General features: G+C 33.4%; 22 protein-coding genes and 1 riboswitch. Of the genes, 14 read left to right on the top strand and 8 right to left on the bottom strand.

Going from position 1 to position 18,208, the window contains the following annotated elements; all coding sequences use genetic code 11:
* Nucleotides 1-92 precede the first annotated feature (92 nt).
* The 12 genes from B0A75_RS02360 (at nt 93) to B0A75_RS02305 (ending at nt 9,676) form a co-directional block, all read left to right on the top strand.
* Nucleotides 93-758, top strand: coding sequence for a queuosine precursor transporter (locus B0A75_RS02360; protein ID WP_089052684.1), 666 nt, complete (start codon nt 93-95; stop codon nt 756-758).
* Between the two features lie 14 nt (nt 759-772).
* A complete protein-coding gene (locus B0A75_RS02355; RefSeq protein ID WP_089052683.1) occupies nt 773-1,453 on the top strand; it encodes a hypothetical protein in 681 nt (226 codons plus the stop codon).
* On the top strand, nt 1,453-2,022 hold the full coding sequence (locus tag B0A75_RS02350) for a DNA-3-methyladenine glycosylase I (protein ID WP_089052682.1): 570 nt from the start codon (nt 1,453-1,455) through the stop codon (nt 2,020-2,022). The genes B0A75_RS02355 and B0A75_RS02350 overlap by 1 nt, the downstream gene beginning before the upstream one ends.
* Before the next feature lie 98 nt (nt 2,023-2,120).
* A riboswitch (TPP riboswitch) is annotated at nt 2,121-2,217 on the top strand.
* 66 nt (nt 2,218-2,283) lie between these two features.
* Nucleotides 2,284-2,490, top strand: a complete 207-nt coding sequence (gene thiS, locus B0A75_RS02345) for a sulfur carrier protein ThiS (protein WP_053472622.1) — start codon at nt 2,284-2,286, stop codon at nt 2,488-2,490.
* 136 nt (nt 2,491-2,626) lie between these two features.
* On the top strand, nt 2,627-4,450 hold the full coding sequence (gene thiC / locus B0A75_RS02340; protein WP_089052681.1) for a phosphomethylpyrimidine synthase ThiC: 1,824 nt from the start codon (nt 2,627-2,629) through the stop codon (nt 4,448-4,450).
* A gap of 31 nt (nt 4,451-4,481) precedes the next feature.
* Nucleotides 4,482-5,096 (top strand): thiamine phosphate synthase, encoded by a 615-nt coding sequence (locus B0A75_RS02335; protein WP_089052680.1) that lies wholly within the window; start codon nt 4,482-4,484, stop codon nt 5,094-5,096.
* Nucleotides 5,063-5,818: a hydroxymethylpyrimidine/phosphomethylpyrimidine kinase gene (locus B0A75_RS02330; protein WP_089052679.1), complete on the top strand. Its 756-nt coding sequence runs from the start codon at nt 5,063-5,065 to the stop codon at nt 5,816-5,818. The genes B0A75_RS02335 and B0A75_RS02330 overlap by 34 nt, the downstream gene beginning before the upstream one ends.
* Nucleotides 5,808-6,446 (top strand): thiamine phosphate synthase, encoded by a 639-nt coding sequence (locus B0A75_RS02325; RefSeq protein ID WP_089052678.1) that lies wholly within the window; start codon nt 5,808-5,810, stop codon nt 6,444-6,446. Before B0A75_RS02330 ends, B0A75_RS02325 begins: the two co-directional genes overlap by 11 nt.
* Nucleotides 6,427-7,203 carry a thiazole synthase gene (locus B0A75_RS02320; protein ID WP_089052677.1) on the top strand — a complete coding sequence of 259 codons (777 nt, stop codon included), beginning with the start codon at nt 6,427-6,429 and terminating at the stop codon, nt 7,201-7,203. Before B0A75_RS02325 ends, B0A75_RS02320 begins: the two co-directional genes overlap by 20 nt.
* 152 nt (nt 7,204-7,355) lie before the next feature.
* Nucleotides 7,356-7,733, top strand: a complete 378-nt coding sequence (locus B0A75_RS02315) for a GxxExxY protein (RefSeq protein WP_089052676.1) — start codon at nt 7,356-7,358, stop codon at nt 7,731-7,733.
* Between the two features lie 38 nt (nt 7,734-7,771).
* Nucleotides 7,772-8,908 (top strand): 2-iminoacetate synthase ThiH, encoded by a 1,137-nt coding sequence (gene thiH / locus B0A75_RS02310; protein WP_089052675.1) that lies wholly within the window; start codon nt 7,772-7,774, stop codon nt 8,906-8,908.
* A 57-nt stretch (nt 8,909-8,965) separates the two neighbouring features.
* Nucleotides 8,966-9,676, top strand: coding sequence for a HesA/MoeB/ThiF family protein (locus B0A75_RS02305; RefSeq protein ID WP_089052674.1), 711 nt, complete (start codon nt 8,966-8,968; stop codon nt 9,674-9,676).
* Here the strand turns inward: B0A75_RS02305 and B0A75_RS02300 are convergent.
* The 4 genes from B0A75_RS02300 to B0A75_RS02285 all read right to left on the bottom strand — a co-directional run bounded on the left by B0A75_RS02300 (nt 9,673) and on the right by B0A75_RS02285 (nt 12,628).
* A complete protein-coding gene (locus tag B0A75_RS02300; protein ID WP_089052673.1) occupies nt 9,673-10,467 on the bottom strand; it encodes an MOSC domain-containing protein in 795 nt (264 codons plus the stop codon). The two genes, B0A75_RS02305 and B0A75_RS02300, sit on opposite strands and share 4 nt — an antisense overlap.
* Nucleotides 10,468-10,471: 4 nt before the next feature.
* The gene (aat, locus tag B0A75_RS02295; RefSeq protein ID WP_089052672.1) at nt 10,472-11,107 is read right to left on the bottom strand and encodes a leucyl/phenylalanyl-tRNA--protein transferase; all 636 of its coding nucleotides are present in this window, start codon (nt 11,105-11,107) and stop codon (nt 10,472-10,474) included.
* 243 nt (nt 11,108-11,350) lie between these two features.
* Nucleotides 11,351-11,722: a DUF3127 domain-containing protein gene (locus B0A75_RS02290; protein ID WP_089052671.1), complete on the bottom strand. Its 372-nt coding sequence runs from the start codon at nt 11,720-11,722 to the stop codon at nt 11,351-11,353.
* Between the two features lie 30 nt (nt 11,723-11,752).
* Complete coding sequence (locus B0A75_RS02285; protein ID WP_089052670.1) at nt 11,753-12,628, bottom strand: flavin reductase family protein; 876 nt, start codon at nt 12,626-12,628, stop codon at nt 11,753-11,755.
* Nucleotides 12,629-12,789: 161 nt separating this feature from the next.
* Between B0A75_RS02285 and B0A75_RS02280 the strand changes: the two genes are divergently transcribed.
* Nucleotides 12,790-13,944: a sensor histidine kinase gene (locus B0A75_RS02280; RefSeq protein ID WP_089052669.1), complete on the top strand. Its 1,155-nt coding sequence runs from the start codon at nt 12,790-12,792 to the stop codon at nt 13,942-13,944.
* Nucleotides 13,945-14,010: 66 nt separating this feature from the next.
* Here B0A75_RS02280 and B0A75_RS02275 read toward each other — a convergent pair whose 3' ends face one another.
* Nucleotides 14,011-14,397, bottom strand: a complete 387-nt coding sequence (locus B0A75_RS02275; protein WP_089052668.1) for an HIT family protein — start codon at nt 14,395-14,397, stop codon at nt 14,011-14,013.
* Nucleotides 14,398-14,464: 67 nt separating this feature from the next.
* Nucleotides 14,465-14,941: a transcription elongation factor GreA gene (greA, locus tag B0A75_RS02270; protein ID WP_089052667.1), complete on the bottom strand. Its 477-nt coding sequence runs from the start codon at nt 14,939-14,941 to the stop codon at nt 14,465-14,467.
* Between the two features lie 155 nt (nt 14,942-15,096).
* On the opposite strand from greA, the gene B0A75_RS02265 reads away from it, so the two are divergent.
* Nucleotides 15,097-15,510, top strand: a complete 414-nt coding sequence (locus B0A75_RS02265; protein WP_089052666.1) for a Rieske (2Fe-2S) protein — start codon at nt 15,097-15,099, stop codon at nt 15,508-15,510.
* A gap of 46 nt (nt 15,511-15,556) precedes the next feature.
* Here B0A75_RS02265 and B0A75_RS02260 read toward each other — a convergent pair whose 3' ends face one another.
* Complete coding sequence (locus B0A75_RS02260) at nt 15,557-17,746, bottom strand: TonB-dependent receptor (protein WP_089052665.1); 2,190 nt, start codon at nt 17,744-17,746, stop codon at nt 15,557-15,559.
* A gap of 231 nt (nt 17,747-17,977) precedes the next feature.
* Nucleotides 17,978-18,208 (bottom strand): hypothetical protein, encoded by a 231-nt coding sequence (locus B0A75_RS02255; protein WP_089052664.1) that lies wholly within the window; start codon nt 18,206-18,208, stop codon nt 17,978-17,980.

Raw genomic sequence — 18,208 nt, 5'->3', positions numbered from 1 at the left:
ATTCTCTTAAATGCAACAGCTTAATTTAAAATCAATCCTTTTTAAGTTATAAAGAAATAGTTTAAATTTGAAACATCATTTACCAAATTAAGATGTTTAAAACCCGAAAAGAAATTGTTTTTGTTGTCCTTGCCGGAATATTTATAACGAATGCAGTTGTTGCAGAACTTATTGGTGGAAAGCTAATTCAAATTGGCCCTTTTGTAATGAGCATTGGAATTTTACCATGGCCTGTTGTTTTTCTAACGACCGATTTGATTAATGAATATTTTGGAGAAAAAGGAGTGAAAAAACTCTCTTTTATAACTGCTTGTTTGATCGCTTATGCTTTTCTAATTCTGTTTATGGCAATAGTAATTCCTGCTGCAAAAGGAATAAGTCCTGTAAACGATGAGCAGTTTCAAGCTGTTTTTGGACAAAGTATGTGGATTATTGTTGGAAGTTTAATCGCTTTTATGGCATCGCAATTAATTGATGTATGGATTTTTTGGTTTTTTAAAAGACGTACAGGCGAGCGAAAAATTTGGCTTAGAACAACCGGTTCAACCGTAGTTTCACAATTATTTGACTCATTTATTGTTCTTGGAATTGCTTTTTGGCTGCCTGGAAAAATTGATTTTGATACTTTTCTTTCTTCCGCTTTAATTGGATATACCTTTAAGTTATCAATTGCAATTTTACTAACCCCATTAATCTATGCGGGACATCATTTGATAAAAAAATATTTGGACGAGGAAGGCTCATCTCACAAAGGATAAACCAAAATAAAGCCATGAAAAAAAACTATACGATATTAGTACTCCTTATCGCTTTCCTTTTTTTCGGCTGCGGAAATGATGAGAAAAAACAGCCTAAGAAAAAAGTATACCCTGTTAATTCTTTGAAAGCGGCCCCGCTAAAAGAAATTTCCTCTGCTTCTTCAAAAACCATTGTACAAAAAGAAATTCTTACTGATTCCCTTTCTGATAGAAAAAATATTTTTGCTGTAAAAAAGCCAATCAAAATTAACAAGCACACTCAAGAATCAAAAACACTAATTAGCACCGCCGCTTCTGAACCAAAAAAAGACCCTAACGAAAATAAATTATTAAGCTTTACAAACCTTCATAAAATATTAAGTAACTGTAAAATTGGTCAAACTTTAACTCAAAAAGAGCTTACTCAAAACTTTGAAATTCAAAAAGAAGCGGTCAAACTTGTTAAAAGCGTAACCAAAACTGCCCAAAATGAAATCGAAGTTAAATGGCATTCAACGTGGTTTATTGAAAAAATATCTGATGCTAAACTTCAAGACGGGCGATTAAAAGTGGTATTTAAAGAAAATAAACTCTATACTTCCGGCAATGCAATTGGCATTAAATACAACAAAAAAATCTATAATAATTTAGTTATAATAGGCCGTTCGGCTTACATTCCAACTGTAAAAGGCTACAGCTGGCAAATTGGGAAATAATGAAAAACGAAAATATCATTCGCTGCGGCTGGTGCAGCGCAAGCGATTTATACAAAAAATATCATGATGAAGAATGGGGAACTCCTGTTTATGACGACCCTACTCTATTTGAATTTTTAATTCTGGAAACCTTTCAGGCCGGATTGAGCTGGATTACAATTTTAAACAAAAGAGAAAATTTCAAAACAGCTTTTGATAATTTCGATTATAAAAAAATCGCCCGCTATTCTGAAGATAAAATCGAAGAATTACTTCAAAATACCGGAATCATTCGAAACAAACTCAAAATTAGATCAGCAGTTACAAATGCTCAGGCTTTTATGAAAATTCAGGATGAATTTGGAACTTTCTCTGATTATATCTGGAAATTCACAGACGGGAAACCTATTGACAATAATCCAAAAACTCTAAAAGATGTTCCTGCAACAACTCCAATTTCTGATGCAATTAGCAAAGATCTAAAAAAACGCGGTTTTAAATTCGTTGGCTCAACCGTGATCTATGCTCATATGCAGGCCACAGGAATGGTCAACGATCATATTGAAGATTGCTGGACGAGAACTAAATAGCTTTCAATTACAATCGTCGTTTTCAGTCACAGTTTTCAGTTTTCAAAAAACTTAAAACTTAAAACCTGAAACTTCTAAACAAATTTTATTACATTTGCTTCACACTTTAGGGGTGTCTGCAATTTGCAGGCTGAGATTTTACCCTCTGAACCTGATCTAGTTCATACTAGCGTAGGGAAAAGTAAGATGACTTCTGCGCGCATTTTTTTTGCGTTCTTACAGCCATTCCTAAAGTATAACTCTATACTAATTCAAGAAGGAATGGAACTAAAAATCAATCAACAAACCAAACATTTCAATGCTGAATCGCTAAGCGTTCAATCATTGCTCGATCTCGAAATTCCGCACAAACAAAACGGAATCGCCGTTGCTATCAACAACACCGTTGTTCCAAAAACCAAATGGAACGAATTCCTCGTACAAGAAACTGACGAAATTTTAATTATTTCTGCTACGCAGGGAGGTTAAGATTTAAATTCCAATTCTTTAAAAATCCAAATTCCCATTATATACTGGACGTAGACGCACTGTTGTGCACCTCTACAGAAAAACTTTGTGAGACAAACACAATCAGAATCAACTTGAAACTTGAAACCAAAATATTATGACTACAGAAGAACAAATATCAAGAACACCATTTCCTAATTCTAAGAAAGTTTACATCGACGGAGAAATGCATCCGATAAAAGTAGCTATGCGCGAGATTCATCTTAGCGACACCAAACTTTCAAACGGAGGAATTGAAAAAAATCCTCCCGTAACCGTTTATGACACATCTGGTCCTTATACTGATCCAAATGTTGAAATTGATATTAGAAAAGGACTGCCGCGCTTACGCGAAAGATGGATTTTAGATAGAAATGATGTCGAAATTTTAAATGAAATCTCTTCAGATTACGGTCAAAGCCGATTGCGCGACGAAAACCTGAATCATCTTCGTTTTGAATATCTTCATCAGCCAAAACGTGCTAAAAAGGGCGCAAACGTAACGCAGTTATATTATGCAAAACAAGGCATTATTACTCCTGAAATGGAATACATTGCTATTCGCGAAAACCAACGTATCGAACTTTTAAATGAACAAACAAAAGCAATGCAATGCCAGCACGGCGGAAATAGTTTTGGTGCAAATACTCCAAAAAGTAAAATAACACCCGAATTTGTCCGTTCTGAAGTGGCATGCGGGAGAGCTATTATCCCAAACAACATTAATCATCCTGAAAGTGAACCCATGATTGTTGGGCGTAATTTCTTGGTAAAAATTAATGCTAACATTGGCAACAGCGCTGTAACATCGAGTATTGAAGAAGAAGTTGAAAAAGCAGTTTGGGCCTGCCGCTGGGGAGCTGACACGATCATGGATTTATCTACAGGAAAAAACATTCATGAAACTAGAGAATGGATTATTCGAAATTCACCAGTCCCAATCGGTACTGTTCCTATTTATCAGGCTTTAGAAAAAGTAAAAGGAATTGCAGAAGATTTAACTTGGGAAATTTTCCGTGATACTTTAATAGAACAAGCAGAACAAGGTGTTTCATACTTTACAATTCATGCTGGAGTTTTACTTCGTTATATTCATTTAACTGCAAATCGTGTAACAGGAATCGTTTCTCGAGGCGGATCAATTATGGCGAAATGGTGTTTATTTCATCATAAAGAAAACTTTTTGTACACTCATTTTGAGGAAATCTGTGAGATTATGAAACAATACGATGTGGCTTTTTCTTTAGGAGACGGTTTACGCCCAGGTTCGATTGCAGATGCTAATGATGCCGCACAATTTGCCGAATTAGAAACTTTAGGTGAATTAACCAAAATTGCTTGGAAACATGATGTTCAGGTTTTTATTGAAGGTCCAGGACACGTACCAATGCACATGATTAAAGAAAACATGGACAAACAATTAGAACATTGTCATGAAGCTCCATTTTACACTTTAGGTCCTTTAACAACAGATATTGCGCCGGGTTACGATCATATAACATCAGCAATTGGAGCCGCAATGATAGGCTGGTACGGATGTGCTATGTTGTGTTATGTAACACCAAAAGAACATCTTGGTTTACCTAATAAAAAAGATGTTAAAGATGGCGTAATCACCTATAAAATTTCGGCACATGCCGCAGACTTAGCAAAAGGTCATCCAGGAGCTCAGTATCGAGATAATGCTTTAAGTAAAGCCCGTTTTGAATTCCGTTGGGAAGATCAATTTAACCTAGCCTTAGATCCAGATACAGCGAGAGAATTTCACGATGAAACACTTCCTGCCGATGGTGCAAAAGCAGCACACTTTTGTTCTATGTGCGGACCAAAATTCTGCTCTATGAAAATATCTCAGGAAATTAGAGATGTCGCTGCCGCAGAAAAAGGAATGCAAGAGAAATCAGAAGAATTTATTGAGCAGGGAAAAGAGATTTATATTTAAGCGAGAAGATAAAAGAAATAAGAAGAAAGATATGATTGTGATTACGAATCCTTCTTTTATTAAAGATGAAATTGACATTCTTCATTCTTTATTTGAAGAAGGAATGTCTTTGCTTCATATTCGGAAGCCTGATTATTCTGAATGTGAAATGGCGCAATTCATTCAACAAATTAAATTAGAATATAGAACTAAACTTGTCTTACACAATCATCATCAATTGGCTGACGATTTAGGAATTATTCGTTTTCATTTTTCTGAAAAAGAAAGAAAAAATCAACGTCATCTTTTTTCAAAGTTTTCAGATTCTGATAAAGATAAAAACGAGTTTATATCAACATCAACACATTCTATAGACGATTTTAATTCTCTGGAAAATGGTTTTGATTACGCATTTCTAAGTCCGGTTTTTAAAAGTATTTCAAAAGAAAATTATGAGTCAAAAATAGATCTTTTTGAAGCATTAAAATCAAGAACAAATTACAAAACAAAAATCATTGCTTTAGGCGGAATTCATTCTGAAAATATTCGAAAAACACTCGAGAATGGTTTTGATAACATCGCACTTTTAGGTGCTGTTTGGAGCAATATAAACCCTGTAAAAGAATTTAAATTATGTCAGCAAATCGTCCTTTCGCACTTGCAATAGCCGGCCTTGACCCTTCGGGGGGAGCTGGTATTCTTGCCGACATCAAAACTTTTGAGCAGCATAATGTCAATGGTTTTGCGGTTATTACTGCCAATACTATTCAAACTGAAGATACATTTTATGAAATACAGTGGACGGATTTAAGTTTTGTGATTCGCTCAATTGAAACTCTTTTTCTGAGTTATAAAATCAGTGTGGTCAAAATTGGAATTGTTCCTTCTGCACATTATTTAAATCGAATTCTATCAACCATAAAACTGTTATCTCCAACTACACAAATAGTTTGGGATCCTGTTTTAAAATCAACGACAAAATTTGAATTTCTTTCAATTAACGATTATTCAGATCTCGACAAAATTTTATCAAAAATCGATCTAATCACACCCAATTATAATGAAATTGAAGTTTTATATCCTGGGTTTATTTCAAAGAAACTTTGGCTGCAAAATGAAATTCCTGCCAATATTTTATTGAAAGGCGGGCATAACGAAAAAGCCATTGGAACAGATCATTTATTTCTAAAAAATGAAGTTTTTGATTTGCTTCCTTCAGATAAAAAATGTTCTGAAAAACATGGTTCAGGCTGTGTCTTATCATCTGCGATTGCTTCAAATCTTGCATTAAACCAAACTTTATATGAAGCTTGTAAAAATGCTAAAACCTACATAGAAAAATACCTGAGTTCAACATCAACTTTAATCGGATATCATCATGTACAATAAACTGCAATACATTTCACAAGGAAAAACAATCGAACAACAATTGTACAACATTCATCAGGCTTTAGATGCTGGATGCGACTGGATACAAATGCGATTTAAAAATCAGACTGCAAAAAACAGCTTTGCTTTGGCAGAAGCTGTAAAATTTTTATGCGAAGAATATCTCGCCAACTTTATTGTAAATGATAATTTATATCTCGCTCAGCAAATTGCTGCCGATGGCGTTCACCTAGGTTTATCAGACATGAAAATCGATGAAGCAAGGGCAATTTTAGGGGCTACAAAAATTATTGGCGGAACTGCAAATACATTTGAAGACATAGTAAATCATGCAAAAAATGGCTGCGATTATATTGGTTTGGGGCCTTTTAGATTTACTAATACAAAAGAAAAATTAAGTCCGATATTAGGCTTAGCTGGTTACTATGATATCCTTGAAAAATTGAAAAAAAATAACATTGAAATTCCAATTTATGCAATTGGAGGAATCACCTTGAAAGATTTAAATCCGTTGATTGAAACTGGAATTCACGGAATTGCAGTTTCAGGTATCATCACAAAAAGTGATGAAAAAGAATTATTAATTCAACAATTAAACGAAAAATTATATGCAAACGTCATTGTTTAATATTGGAGATAAATCCTTTAAATCGCGTTTATTTCTGGGGACAGGAAAATTTGGTTCCAATCAGGAAATGGAAGATGCTATTTTAGCTTCAGAAAGTGAGTTAGTTACGGTTGCTTTAAAGCGCATTGATCTCGAAACCGACACTGATGCCATTTTATTGCATTTACAACATCCAAATATCAATTTATTACCCAATACTTCTGGTGCAAGAAATGCAAAAGAGGCCGTTTTTGCTGCACAATTGGCCCGTGAAGCTTTAGAAACAAATTGGCTCAAACTGGAGATTCATCCAGATCCAAAATATTTACTGCCTGATCCCATCGAGACTTTAAAGGCGACAGAAGAACTGGCTAAACTAGGTTTCTTTGTACTGCCTTATATTCATGCTGATCCTGTATTGTGCAAACATTTAGAAAGCGCAGGAACTTCGGCAGTTATGCCATTAGGGTCACCAATAGGCAGTAATAAAGGCTTAAAAACAATTGATTTTTTAGAAATTATAATCGAACAAAGCAATGTTCCGGTTATTGTTGATGCAGGAATTGGCGCTCCATCTGATGCTGCAAAAGCAATGGAAATTGGCGCTGATGCCGTTTTGGTAAATACCGCAATTGCCGTTGCAGGAAACCCAAAATTAATGGCTGAAGCATTTAAAGAAGCGGTTATTGCAGGAAGAAAAGCTTTTGAAGCCAAAATTGCTAATCAACAAAACTATGCTGTGGCCTCTAGTCCTTTGACTTCATTTTTATATGATTAATTTTTAATCTCTCGCAGATTTGGCAGATTAAGCAGATTTATTTGGATAAAAAATGCTCAAAAAATAATCTGCTTAATCTGCCAAATCTGCGAGAAAAACACTTTAAAAGTAGGAAATTTCGTTAGATTTGATTTAAAGTTAAAATCACGATTATGTCAGAAAATGAAATTTCATATAAAGTTAGAGGTGCTATTTTTACAGTATACAACACCCTAGGCCCCGGATTATTAGAATCAGTTTATGAAAGCGCCTTATATTATCAATTAAATAAAGATGGATTAAATACCATCAAACAAGTTAATATTCCGGTTAATTATAATAATGTAGAATTAGATATCACTTTCCGAATAGATTTACTAGTCGAACACAAAGTAATTGTTGAATTAAAATCCGTTGAAGAGCTTAAATCTATTCACTTTAAACAACTAAATACCTATTTAAAACTAACAAACAAAAAACTCGGATTATTAGTCAATTTTAATTGTATAAACATCCTAGATAATATACATCGAGTCGCAAACAAAATCTGATATATTCATGAAAATCTGCATGAAATAAAAAAAATAAAATGAAAACATTCAAATCTATTTTTGAGCAATATAATTGGGATGATATCCAGTCCAGAATATACCAAACCACATCAAAAGATGTCGAGCGCACTTTAGCTAAAACTAAATATGGTCTCGATGATTTCTTGGTTTTAATTTCGCCCATAGCTCAAAATTATCTGGAAGAAATGGCGCAAAAATGCCATGAAATCACCAAAAAGCGTTTCGGGAAAACCATCCAAATGTATGCGCCGCTTTATTTAAGCAACGAATGTCAAAACATTTGCACTTATTGCGGATTTAGTTTAGACAATAAAATCAAAAGAAAAACATTATCTGATACCGAAATAAAACTCGAAGTCGAAGCTTTAAAAAATACAGGTTTTGATCACGTTTTACTCGTTACAGGTGAAGCAAATTATACTGTAAACATTAATTATTTTCTAAACGCGATAAACCTTATCAAAAACGATTTTTCGATCATTTCTGTTGAAGTGCAACCGCTTTCTACAGAAGATTATGAAAGATTGCACAATGCTGGTGTATATTCTGTTTTGGTTTATCAGGAAACTTACCATCAAGAAGTTTACAAAAAATACCATACAAAAGGCAAGAAATCAAATTTTGACTATAGACTGGAGACTCCAGATCGAATTGGAACTGCTGGAATTCATAAAATTGGGTTAGGTGTTTTATTGGGTTTAGAAGACTGGCGAACGGATAGTTTTTTTAACGCTTTGCATTTAGATTATCTTCAAAAAAAATACTGGCAGACTAAATATTCTGTTTCCTTCCCTCGCCTTCGTCCTGCTGAAGGAATTATCGAACCAAATTTTATAATGGACGATAAAGATTTGACACAGTTAATTTGTGCTTATCGTTTATGGAATGAAGATTTGGAAATTTCAATTTCAACGAGAGAAAACGAAAAATTCAGAAACAATATTATTCCCATTGGCGTTACCAGCATGAGTGCAGGCTCGAAAACAAATCCAGGCGGATATGTTGTTGACCCGCAATCATTAGAGCAATTCGAAATCAGCGATGAACGTTCTGCAGATGAAATTACACAAATCATAAAAAGTAAGGGTTACGAGCCTATTTGGAAAGATTGGGACAAAGTATATAGTCAAAAGTTTGAAAGCCTAAAGTCATAAAGCCCAAAACTTTTGACTTTCAACTTTCGACTTTAAAAACTTTAAGACTAAATTAAAATGAGCATTATACAAGAATTTTTACGTTACAACAGACAAACCATGTTGCCTGAAATTGGTGATGAAGGTCAGGAAAAATTAAAAAAAGCACGTGTTTTAGTAATTGGTGCCGGCGGTTTAGGCTGCCCTATTTTGCAATATATTGCCACTGCTGGAGTTGGTTATATTGGAATTATGGATTTTGATACCATTGAAATTCACAATCTTCACAGACAAATTTTGTATACCGAAAATGAAATTGGTCAGCAAAAAGCAATTGCGGCAAAAGAAGTCGTTTCAAGATTAAATCCGCTTATTGAAGTTGCTGCTATTACCGAGAAATTAACTTTAGAAAATGCGTCAAAAGTCATTAAGCAATATGATATAATTGTAGATGGTTCTGATAATTTTACTACTCGTTATCTGGTAAATGATACTTGCGTTCAACTCAACAAACCTTTGGTTTATGGCAGTATTTTGAGATTTGAAGGACAAATTGCCGTTTTTAATCACAACGAAAGTAAAAATTTACGTGACTTATTTCCCGAAATGCCTGATCCGAAAGATGTTCCGAATTGCAATTTGAATGGAGTTTTAGGAACATTACCTGGAATTATTGGAAATATGATGGCGCATGAAACCTTAAAATTAATTTTAGAGCTGCCAACTTTAAAAAATGAAATAATCATTTTTAATACTTTGAAGTGGAATTTTACAAAGTTGAACTTCTAGAAAACAAGTGCATCTCCTACCTTAACAATTCCAGAATTCAATCCCACAATATTGGTTCCGAATAAAACTGAATTATCTACATTTCTGTATTTACTTAATGTTTTTAAAGGTTCTTTTTTCAGTCGCCCGTTTTCTGGATCATTATTCACCATAATGCATCTTCCGCAGGGTTTTATGTTTTTAAATTGAACTTCTCCAATGGAAAAAGTAGTAAAATCATCTTCTTCATGAGGATTTTCACTGCTTACAACAATGTTGGGGCGAAACCTTTTTATGGTGATTTTTTCATCTAGTTTATCATTCAAAAAGTCCAAGCTTTTTGTACCAATTAATAAATAAGGATAACCATCTGCTAAGCTTACATTGAAAGTTTCTTTTACTCTGGAACTTTCATGTTTACGATCTCCATTTTTTAGAATTTTTACTAATTTACATTCGAAACCCAAATGCTGGCTGAACCATTTTGAAGTTGCTTGATTCACTTCAACCACTTCACTTTTATCATCCCAAACATTCACTTCCAGCGAATTGCCTAAATGTTCATTGATAGAAAACTCATGTTTTTGATCTTTAAAAGTAATACTGATTTTTTCATCTAAAATCTTCGGATAAAACTGGCTCATATTGCGATGTTCTCTTTGTGTAATCATTTGATTATCTGCGTCAATAAGCATCCATCTGCGATCGTTTTCAAATCCCATTTCTTCAGCCAAAGCAGATTGAAGGCTGATTCCTGCCAAGCTTTTAATCGGATAAATATAGATTTCCTTTACAATATGAACTGTACTCATTTTATTAACTTTTTAAAATCGTTATAAATTCATCGCGATCAATTTCGCGACAACCCAAACTCTCTAAATGCGGATTGTAAACTTGACAGTCTAGTAATTTGTAATTCTCTTTTTCTAGATAATTCACTAAAGCTATAAAAGCAATTTTTGAAGCATTTGAAACTTTAGAAAACATACTTTCACCGCAAAAAATATGTCCTAAATCTATTCCGTACAAACCACCAACCAGTTCTTCATCTTGCCAGACTTCTACGGATTTTGCAATTCCCTGAGCATGAAGTTTACAATAAGCTTCAATCATTTGGTTCGAAATCCAGGTTCCGTTTTGTCCGTCTCTTTTTATCTTCTGACAATTTGAAATCACGTCTTCAAAATTTTGATTAAAAGTGACTTTAAATTGATTTCTATTTAAAATGTTCCGCATGCTTTTAGACACTATTAATTCATCTAAAAACAAAACCATTCTTGGATCTGGCGACCACCAAAGTATTGGTTCACCCTCATTAAACCACGGAAAAATTCCGTTCCTGTATGCGAGCTTTAACCGCTCTGGATTTAAGTCTCCTCCAATTGCAAGAATTCCCTCTTCATCAGCTTCTGAAACTGGCGGAAAAAATAGATCTTCAAATACGTAGTACATCTTTTTTAAATTCCAATAAAATTAAATGCTAAATTTCAATTTATCACAATGTTGTCATTTCGACCGAAGGGAGAAATCACAAACGAAACTAGACAAAGATTGTCAATTCACTTTACAGAATTACTTGTGCGATTTCTCCCTTCGGTCGAAATGACATAAACTTCAAATAAAAATAAAATTCCAAATCCCAAATTCACGAAAATGAATTGGAATTTGGAATTTAATAAATTGAATTTTAAACTCTTAGAACGGTAAATCGTCTGGTTCGTCTTCGTTTAAATTTGTTGCTGGAGCAAAAGCTTCTGCTGCCGGCATTGCTGGAGTTTGTGCAGGACCTTCTGGTGCAAGTCTTTCGATTCTCCAACCTTGAATACTATTAAAATATCTAGTTTCTCCTTGTGGATTAACCCATTCTCTTCCTCTTAAGTTGATAGAAACTTTTACTGCCTCTCCTTGCTTATAGCTGCTTAATAAATCGCATTTATCTTGTGTAAATTCGATTAAAATGTGCTGTGGATACTGCTCATCTGTAGTAACTACTAGTTCTCTTTTTTTGAATGAAGCACTAACTTGCTGCTCAGGATTAACCACTTTTACTTTTCCTATAACTTCCATCTTCGTCTATATTAATTATTGTTTCTATTCTTATTTTTTAGCTAAAAGCACTTTCCAAGCCGAGGTAATATCTTCTTTATCGAGATATTTTTTTGCTTCTAAATGGATTTTTTTCTGATCGTCTGAACTTAAAACTCCTTTTACAGCAAAATTTTCTTTCACAAATATACTAACTTCTTCTTTTGTAGGCAAGGATTCAATATTACCTAATTTCCCAAGGTCATTCCCATTAAACACAGGGCTTTGTCTGATATAATCCGGAATTGCATCAACACCAACACCTAAAGTTGTTAGCGGTTTTTGTACTTCAAATAACCCTTGATTCGATCTAGAATACCAATTTCCGCCAAGTCGTGAAACCAAATCGATTTTATGTTGATCGATTGCTCCGTTTTCATCAAGAATTGCTTCATGAATATGAATTTTAACTACTTCACAAAGGATCAAATTCCCTGCTCCGCCTTCGGTTCCTAGAGGAATAATCTGAGTTACCTTACATTCAAACTGAACCGGAGATTCTTTTACTCTATATGGTTTTACAAAATCTGAAGGAATTTGGGTTAAACCTGCTTTTATAAACTCGTTTACACAATCTCCATATTCTGTGCTTGCCAATGATGTTTGCTGCACCAAATCGTAATTAACCACATTAATTACTACTTCACGAGTTGCTTCAGCATTTATCAAGGTGTGTTTTATGGTATTATCACGAACACGTCTTGATGGAGAAAAAACTAAAATTGGCGGATTAGCGCTAAACACATTAAAGAAACTAAAGGGAGATAAATTTGGAACTCCATTTACACTTATGGTGCTTGCAAAAGCAATTGGCCTTGGGCCTACGGCACTTTGCAAATATCCTTGCAGTTTTACTGTCGTTATCTCTTTTGGGTCTATGCTGATCATAATTTCTCCATTTAACCGAACCTCAACTTCGGGCTTACAAAAGTATATAAATCGTTTAACTTCGAGAAATAGTTTTGCAAGATAAAAACAAAAAATCTTTAAAGTTCTGCGAAATATAAAATGCGTTTATTTCGTTATATTTATACCTCAAAAATTAGTTTATGCGTTTTTCTGAAAGTAGAAATACAACCCGTTGGATCATTATTTTTATTTCCTTCTTAATCATTTCTTTGATTCTTTGGAATACTTATACTTTTTTCCAAATCTTTAAAAATGAGGAAAGGTTAAAAATGAATCTTTGGGCTAATGCTCAAAAAACATTAATTAATGCAGATGAAAATACTGATCTTGATTTACCTCTTGAAATCATAAACAACAATACTTCTGTACCAGTAATGTTAGTAATGTATGACAAAGTTATAAGCTCAGTAAATATTCCTGAACACATAATTAATGATAGAAAAGAGTCTGTTAAATTTTTAAACAATCTTAAAAACGAAAATGATCCTGTTATAATTGAATATGCTCCTGGTAAATTTCAACAGATCTACTATGGCAATTCGGCTTTGATCAATAAATTAAAATATTATCCTGTAGCTTTATTATTGATTATTTTTTTGTGCGGTGCTTTGATCTACAATTTTTACAAAAGCACAAAAATGGCAACTCAGAATAAATTATGGGCCGGAATGGCAAAGGAAACAGCACACCAAATTGGAACTCCATTATCATCATTAATAGGCTGGGTTGAAATTTTAAAAACGGAAGAAATCGATCAATCTATTACAGCTGAAATCGAAAAAGATGTTGAGCGTTTGCAAACCATAACAGATCGTTTTTCTAAAATTGGTTCTGTTCCTGTTTTAGAACCAAATGATATTGTGGCAGAAACTTTGAATACCTATGAATATTTGCAATCGAGATTTTCTAAGCAGGTTTCGTTTTCGTATCAGGCTCCTGAAAAACAAATTTTTGTTCTGATTAATCCCACGCTGCACAGCTGGACTATTGAAAATTTAATTAAAAATGCAATTGATGCAATGAAAGGAAAGGGAAATCTTGATCTTCAGATAGAATTAGATTCTCATCATGTAAAAATAAATGTAAAAGATTCTGGAAGCGGCATTTCTAAAAATCAATTCAAAACTATTTTTGAACCTGGTTTTACTACTAAAAAAAGAGGCTGGGGCTTGGGGCTTTCTTTGACTAAAAGAATTGTTGAAGAATATCACAATGGAAAGATCAAAGTGCTTCATTCTGAAATTGGGAAAGGAACTACTTTTCAAATCAGTTATAAAATAAACACTCTTGTTTAAAAAAAATAGACATAAAAAAAACACCAATTCAAAATCGAATTGGTGTTTTTAATTTTTTTGTACTTTTTAAAGATTAGATTGAATGTCTTTTGCCAAAGCCTCGAATTCTTCTTTTGAAAGTTTTACTTTATTATGAAAACGCATCTCATCCATTTCGTTAAGCGGAATTAGATGTACGTGTGCATGAGGAACTTCTAAACCTACAACTGCCATTCCAATTCTTTTACATGGAACTGTTTTTTCCAGCGCCGCTGCAATTCTTTTCGAAAACTTCATTAATCCTAAATACAATTCGTCATCCATATCAAAAATCTTATCGATTTCTTGTTTTGGAATACAAAGTGTATGTCCTTTTGCATTAGGATTTACATCTAAAAAAGCCAAATAGTTATCATCTTCAGCGATTTTATAAGCTGGAATTTCTCCGTTTACTATTTTAGTGAATATTGACATCGTTTATTTGTTTAATCGTTTATCCGTTTAACCGATTAAACAATTAACCGATTAAACTAAAGAAAATTTAGTCTCTTGAAATTTCAAGAATTTCAAATTTTAAAACACCATTTGGTACCGTAATCTCAGCTACTTCACCAACAGATTTTCCTAATAACCCTTTTCCAATAGGAGAAGTTACAGAGATTTTCCCTGTTTTTAAATCGGCTTCACTTTCAGCAACAAGAGTATACTTCATCTCCATTCCGTTGCTTTGATTTTTAATTTTTACATTAGAAAGTACCAAAGCTTTCGAAACATCAAGTTGAGATTCATCAATTAATCTTGCATTTGCATATACTTCTTCAAGTTTAGCAATTCTCATTTCTAATAAACCTTGTGCTTCTTTTGCAGCATCATACTCAGCATTTTCAGATAAGTCACCTTTATCTCTTGCTTCTGCTATATCTTGAGATGCTTTTGGACGCATTACACTCTTTAAATGCTCCAATTCATCTTTTAACTTTTTTAATCCTTCTGCGGTATAATAAGATACTTTACTCATAACTTCATCGTTTATATAAATAGAAAAAATCCCATCGGGACGGGATTTTGTATTACAAATATACTATTATTTTTTGTAGTACATAATTATATGTTAATCATATAAAAATCAAATCTAAATAATTTATTTTTGTTTCACTAATTCTTATTAAAATAATGAAAAAAATCTTTCTAATAATCGCCTTCGTTTCTATCCTTTTCTCTTGCAGTGACAGCGAGCGTAGCAATAAAAATCCATATATTCCAAATTACTCTGTAAATTTATCTGTAGATATGAACCTGCCGGCTTATTCCAATCTGAAATTTGTGAGCAACGGTGTAATAATTCCTAATTATGGAGCAAAAGGAATTATTATTTTTAATGCTGGAGGCACCTATAATGCTTTTGATGCTGCTTGTCCTAATCAGGATTTAAACTCATGCATTGCCATGACAATTAACGGTATAAATGCCGTTTGTTCTTGCGATAAAACGGAGTACAGTCTATTTACTGGACTTGGCGGTAAAGATTATCCATTAAAACAATATCGTGTTGAAGTAAGCGGAACTGTAATTCGCGTTTATAACTAACATAAAAAAAGCCTGANNTCAGGCTTTTTTTATGTTAGAGAATATTTTAGAATTTTAATGTTAATCCTGCTAGGAAATTGATTCCTGCCTGCGGGTAATAGTATGGATAAATATCCCACATAGCCCCGTTTGAAACATACTTTTTATCTAAAATATTGTTTACTAAACCAGTAATCATAATTGATTTAAAAACAGATTTTGGTTTAATCTCGTAAGACACATTCAAATCGTTTACAAAATAATCAGCCAGTTTTGCAGATGGTAATTCGATGTTATTCATGTATTGTTTGCCAACATACTTTTGCAGCAACGAAACATATAAATTCTCAATTGGTTTATAAATTATAATATTTCCTGCAATAACTTCTGGAGAATAAGCAATATCCGTTGTTCCGTAATACTGTCCATCAACAGCTAAATCAACATTTTTATTACTGCTTAAAGTGAAATTAGGTCTCAAAATAAATTTTTCTGAAAGTGCAATTGTCGCATCAAATTCAAATCCTAAACGGTAACTTTTTTCAGTATTAGCACGAATAGGCGCACCAACATCATCTAATCTTCCCGTTAATATTAATTGATCTCTATATCCCATGTAGTAGAAATTAGAATTCAATTGAATTTTTTCTGAATTAAATCTCCATCCCAATTCAAAATCATTTAATTTTTCAGGCTTCACATTTCCACCTTCGTAGTCTGTTCTATTAGGCTCACGATTTGCACGTGCATATGAAAAGTAAAGATTGTTTTTTGAATTGATCTCAAAATTTAAACCTGCTTTTGGATTAAAAAAGTTAAACTTATCATTTACCAAACCAGTTTGAGCGCTATTGGCTTTATAATGTACATTTCGGTATTGTAAATCTCCATAAAAGCTTAATTTTTCAGTAAACTGATAGTTTGCTTTTGCAAAAATATTCCCGTCTGTTTTTGTCGAGAAATCATCATAATAATGATCGCCTAATTCAGACTGAGCTGAATTTCTTGCCCAAATTACTTTTCCGTAATGATCGCCTTCGTATTTATTCCAGCCTCCGCCAATAATAACATCTAGTTTTTCTTCTTTGTATTTTACTGAAAAAGTTGTTCCGTAAAAGTCATTATCTAACCATTTCTGACGAATCAAATCGGTTCCTGGAACTAATTCTCCTAAATCATTCTCAACTTGTTTTGTAGGCTGAATTGGCCCATATCCTTCAATTGGCTCATCATATTTATAATTTTCATAATACCCTAATCCCTTTGTATAGTGAAAAGCTAGATTAGTACTCCACTTATCAGACCATGATTCACTCCAATGCAATTGGTAATGATCTTGATTGTAATTATCTGTTTCATTATCATAGAACCTAACATTTCCTTGTTCGTCTTTATACTTTCCTGCGGAATTATAAGTGCGGTTTGAATTTAAAGTTTCAGCATCGATTCCATTCCAAGATTGGTACGTTTTTTCAGTTCCTCCAAAAACCAAAGCTTTAATCAAAGTTGTTTTTCCAACGTAAGTTCCTTGCAAGAAATATGATTTTAGATCTGATTTGGCGCGATCTACATAACCATCAGATTTCAATGTAGATAAACGACCTGCTAACTCAAAATGATCATTTAACAAGCCTGTACTGAATTTTACAGTATTTTTATTTGAATTAAAACTTCCGTAAGAACTTGAAATTTCGCCATTTGCTTTAGAAGCGTAATTATCTGTAAGCATATTTAAGCTGGCTCCAAACGCAGAAGATCCGTTTGTAGAAGTTCCAACACCTCGTTGTAACTGTAAACTCTCTAGAGAAGAAGCAAAATCAGGCATATTTACCCAAAAAGTTCCTTGACTTTCAGCATCATTATAAGGAATTCCGTTTATAGTAACGTTTACTCTCGTAGCATCACTTCCTCTAACTCTAATTCCTGTATAACCCATTCCGTTTCCAGCGTCAGAAGTCGTAACAACAGATGGCAGATAGTTCATAAGAACAGGAATATCCTGTCCTAGATTTCTATATTTAATTTCTTTTTTATCCATGTTACTGAATGTAACTGGCGTTTTTGAAGTAACACGAACTGCAGAAACTAAGACATCATCAAGTTTAGTAACTTTTGTTGAATCCTGTTCTTGCGCAGTAGAAACCAGTGTAAAGAAGAAAGAAGAAAGAAGAAAGAAAATGGATTTGGTTCTGCTCAGTTTTTGAACCTTAGAACCTTTGCAACTTAGTACCTCAGTACCTAAAAAAAGTGTTTTCATTCGTAAAAAATTACGAATAAAAGGGGGAATTATTCTTTTGTTAAATTAATAAATGTTTCACGACAAAATAAAGTGTGCACGCTTGATAGTGTCGTTTTTTCCCTTAGCAACATTACTCGCTCAGGTTCTTTGGGTATGATCTCAGCTCGTTATTTAGAGCACCCCTTTGAGACAGTGCAAATGTAGTGTTAAAAAACAAATTCCAAAAATTAAATTCCAAATTCCAAAAACTCATTTTTTTCTCTTTGAATAGATACTCAAACAACCACCGATGACTGCAAAAAAACCATAAAGCGCATTTAAATATCCATTATGCACGCCCATCATTCGTTTTGAATTATAACCTATCGAGCCATTAAATCCATCATCGATTCCAAACTTAAAGAGCGCAAGCCCAAAGATTATGACTAAAATTTCCCAATAATAACTTTTTGACCGTTTATCTTTATCTGAGTTTTTCAT

Origin of the sequence: Flavobacterium oncorhynchi (genome assembly GCF_002217355.1) — a bacterium.
GTDB lineage: Bacteria > Bacteroidota > Bacteroidia > Flavobacteriales > Flavobacteriaceae > Flavobacterium > Flavobacterium oncorhynchi.
Note: the sequence above shows the minus strand (reverse complement) of the source record. Positions and strands in the feature narration are given on the sequence as shown.

Bases quoted from the DNA above. Each gene is read 5' to 3' on its own strand.
- aat (WP_089052672.1), bottom strand. From the start codon at position 11,107: ATGTACTACGTATTTGAAGATCTATTTTTTCCGCCAGTTTCAGAAGCT.
- greA (WP_089052667.1), bottom strand. From the start codon at position 14,941: ATGAGTAAAGTATCTTATTATACCGCAGAAGGATTAAAAAAGTTAAAA.
- B0A75_RS02300 (WP_089052673.1), bottom strand. From the start codon at position 10,467: ATGAGTACAGTTCATATTGTAAAGGAAATCTATATTTATCCGATTAAA.
- B0A75_RS02350 (WP_089052682.1), top strand. From the start codon at position 1,453: ATGAAAAACGAAAATATCATTCGCTGCGGCTGGTGCAGCGCAAGCGAT.
- B0A75_RS02275 (WP_089052668.1), bottom strand. From the start codon at position 14,397: ATGTCAATATTCACTAAAATAGTAAACGGAGAAATTCCAGCTTATAAA.
- B0A75_RS02280 (WP_089052669.1), top strand. From the start codon at position 12,790: ATGCGTTTTTCTGAAAGTAGAAATACAACCCGTTGGATCATTATTTTT.
- thiS (WP_053472622.1), top strand. From the start codon at position 2,284: ATGGAACTAAAAATCAATCAACAAACCAAACATTTCAATGCTGAATCG.
- B0A75_RS02360 (WP_089052684.1), top strand. From the start codon at position 93: ATGTTTAAAACCCGAAAAGAAATTGTTTTTGTTGTCCTTGCCGGAATA.
- B0A75_RS02335 (WP_089052680.1), top strand. From the start codon at position 4,482: ATGATTGTGATTACGAATCCTTCTTTTATTAAAGATGAAATTGACATT.
- thiH (WP_089052675.1), top strand. From the start codon at position 7,772: ATGAAAACATTCAAATCTATTTTTGAGCAATATAATTGGGATGATATC.
- B0A75_RS02315 (WP_089052676.1), top strand. From the start codon at position 7,356: ATGTCAGAAAATGAAATTTCATATAAAGTTAGAGGTGCTATTTTTACA.
- B0A75_RS02320 (WP_089052677.1), top strand. From the start codon at position 6,427: ATGCAAACGTCATTGTTTAATATTGGAGATAAATCCTTTAAATCGCGT.
- B0A75_RS02285 (WP_089052670.1), bottom strand. From the start codon at position 12,628: ATGATCAGCATAGACCCAAAAGAGATAACGACAGTAAAACTGCAAGGA.
- B0A75_RS02255 (WP_089052664.1), bottom strand. From the start codon at position 18,208: ATGAAAAACTCAGATAAAGATAAACGGTCAAAAAGTTATTATTGGGAA.
- thiC (WP_089052681.1), top strand. From the start codon at position 2,627: ATGACTACAGAAGAACAAATATCAAGAACACCATTTCCTAATTCTAAG.
- B0A75_RS02355 (WP_089052683.1), top strand. From the start codon at position 773: ATGAAAAAAAACTATACGATATTAGTACTCCTTATCGCTTTCCTTTTT.
- B0A75_RS02325 (WP_089052678.1), top strand. From the start codon at position 5,808: ATGTACAATAAACTGCAATACATTTCACAAGGAAAAACAATCGAACAA.
- B0A75_RS02290 (WP_089052671.1), bottom strand. From the start codon at position 11,722: ATGGAAGTTATAGGAAAAGTAAAAGTGGTTAATCCTGAGCAGCAAGTT.
- B0A75_RS02265 (WP_089052666.1), top strand. From the start codon at position 15,097: ATGAAAAAAATCTTTCTAATAATCGCCTTCGTTTCTATCCTTTTCTCT.
- B0A75_RS02305 (WP_089052674.1), top strand. From the start codon at position 8,966: ATGAGCATTATACAAGAATTTTTACGTTACAACAGACAAACCATGTTG.
- B0A75_RS02260 (WP_089052665.1), bottom strand. From the start codon at position 17,746: ATGAAAACACTTTTTTTAGGTACTGAGGTACTAAGTTGCAAAGGTTCT.
- B0A75_RS02330 (WP_089052679.1), top strand. From the start codon at position 5,063: ATGTCAGCAAATCGTCCTTTCGCACTTGCAATAGCCGGCCTTGACCCT.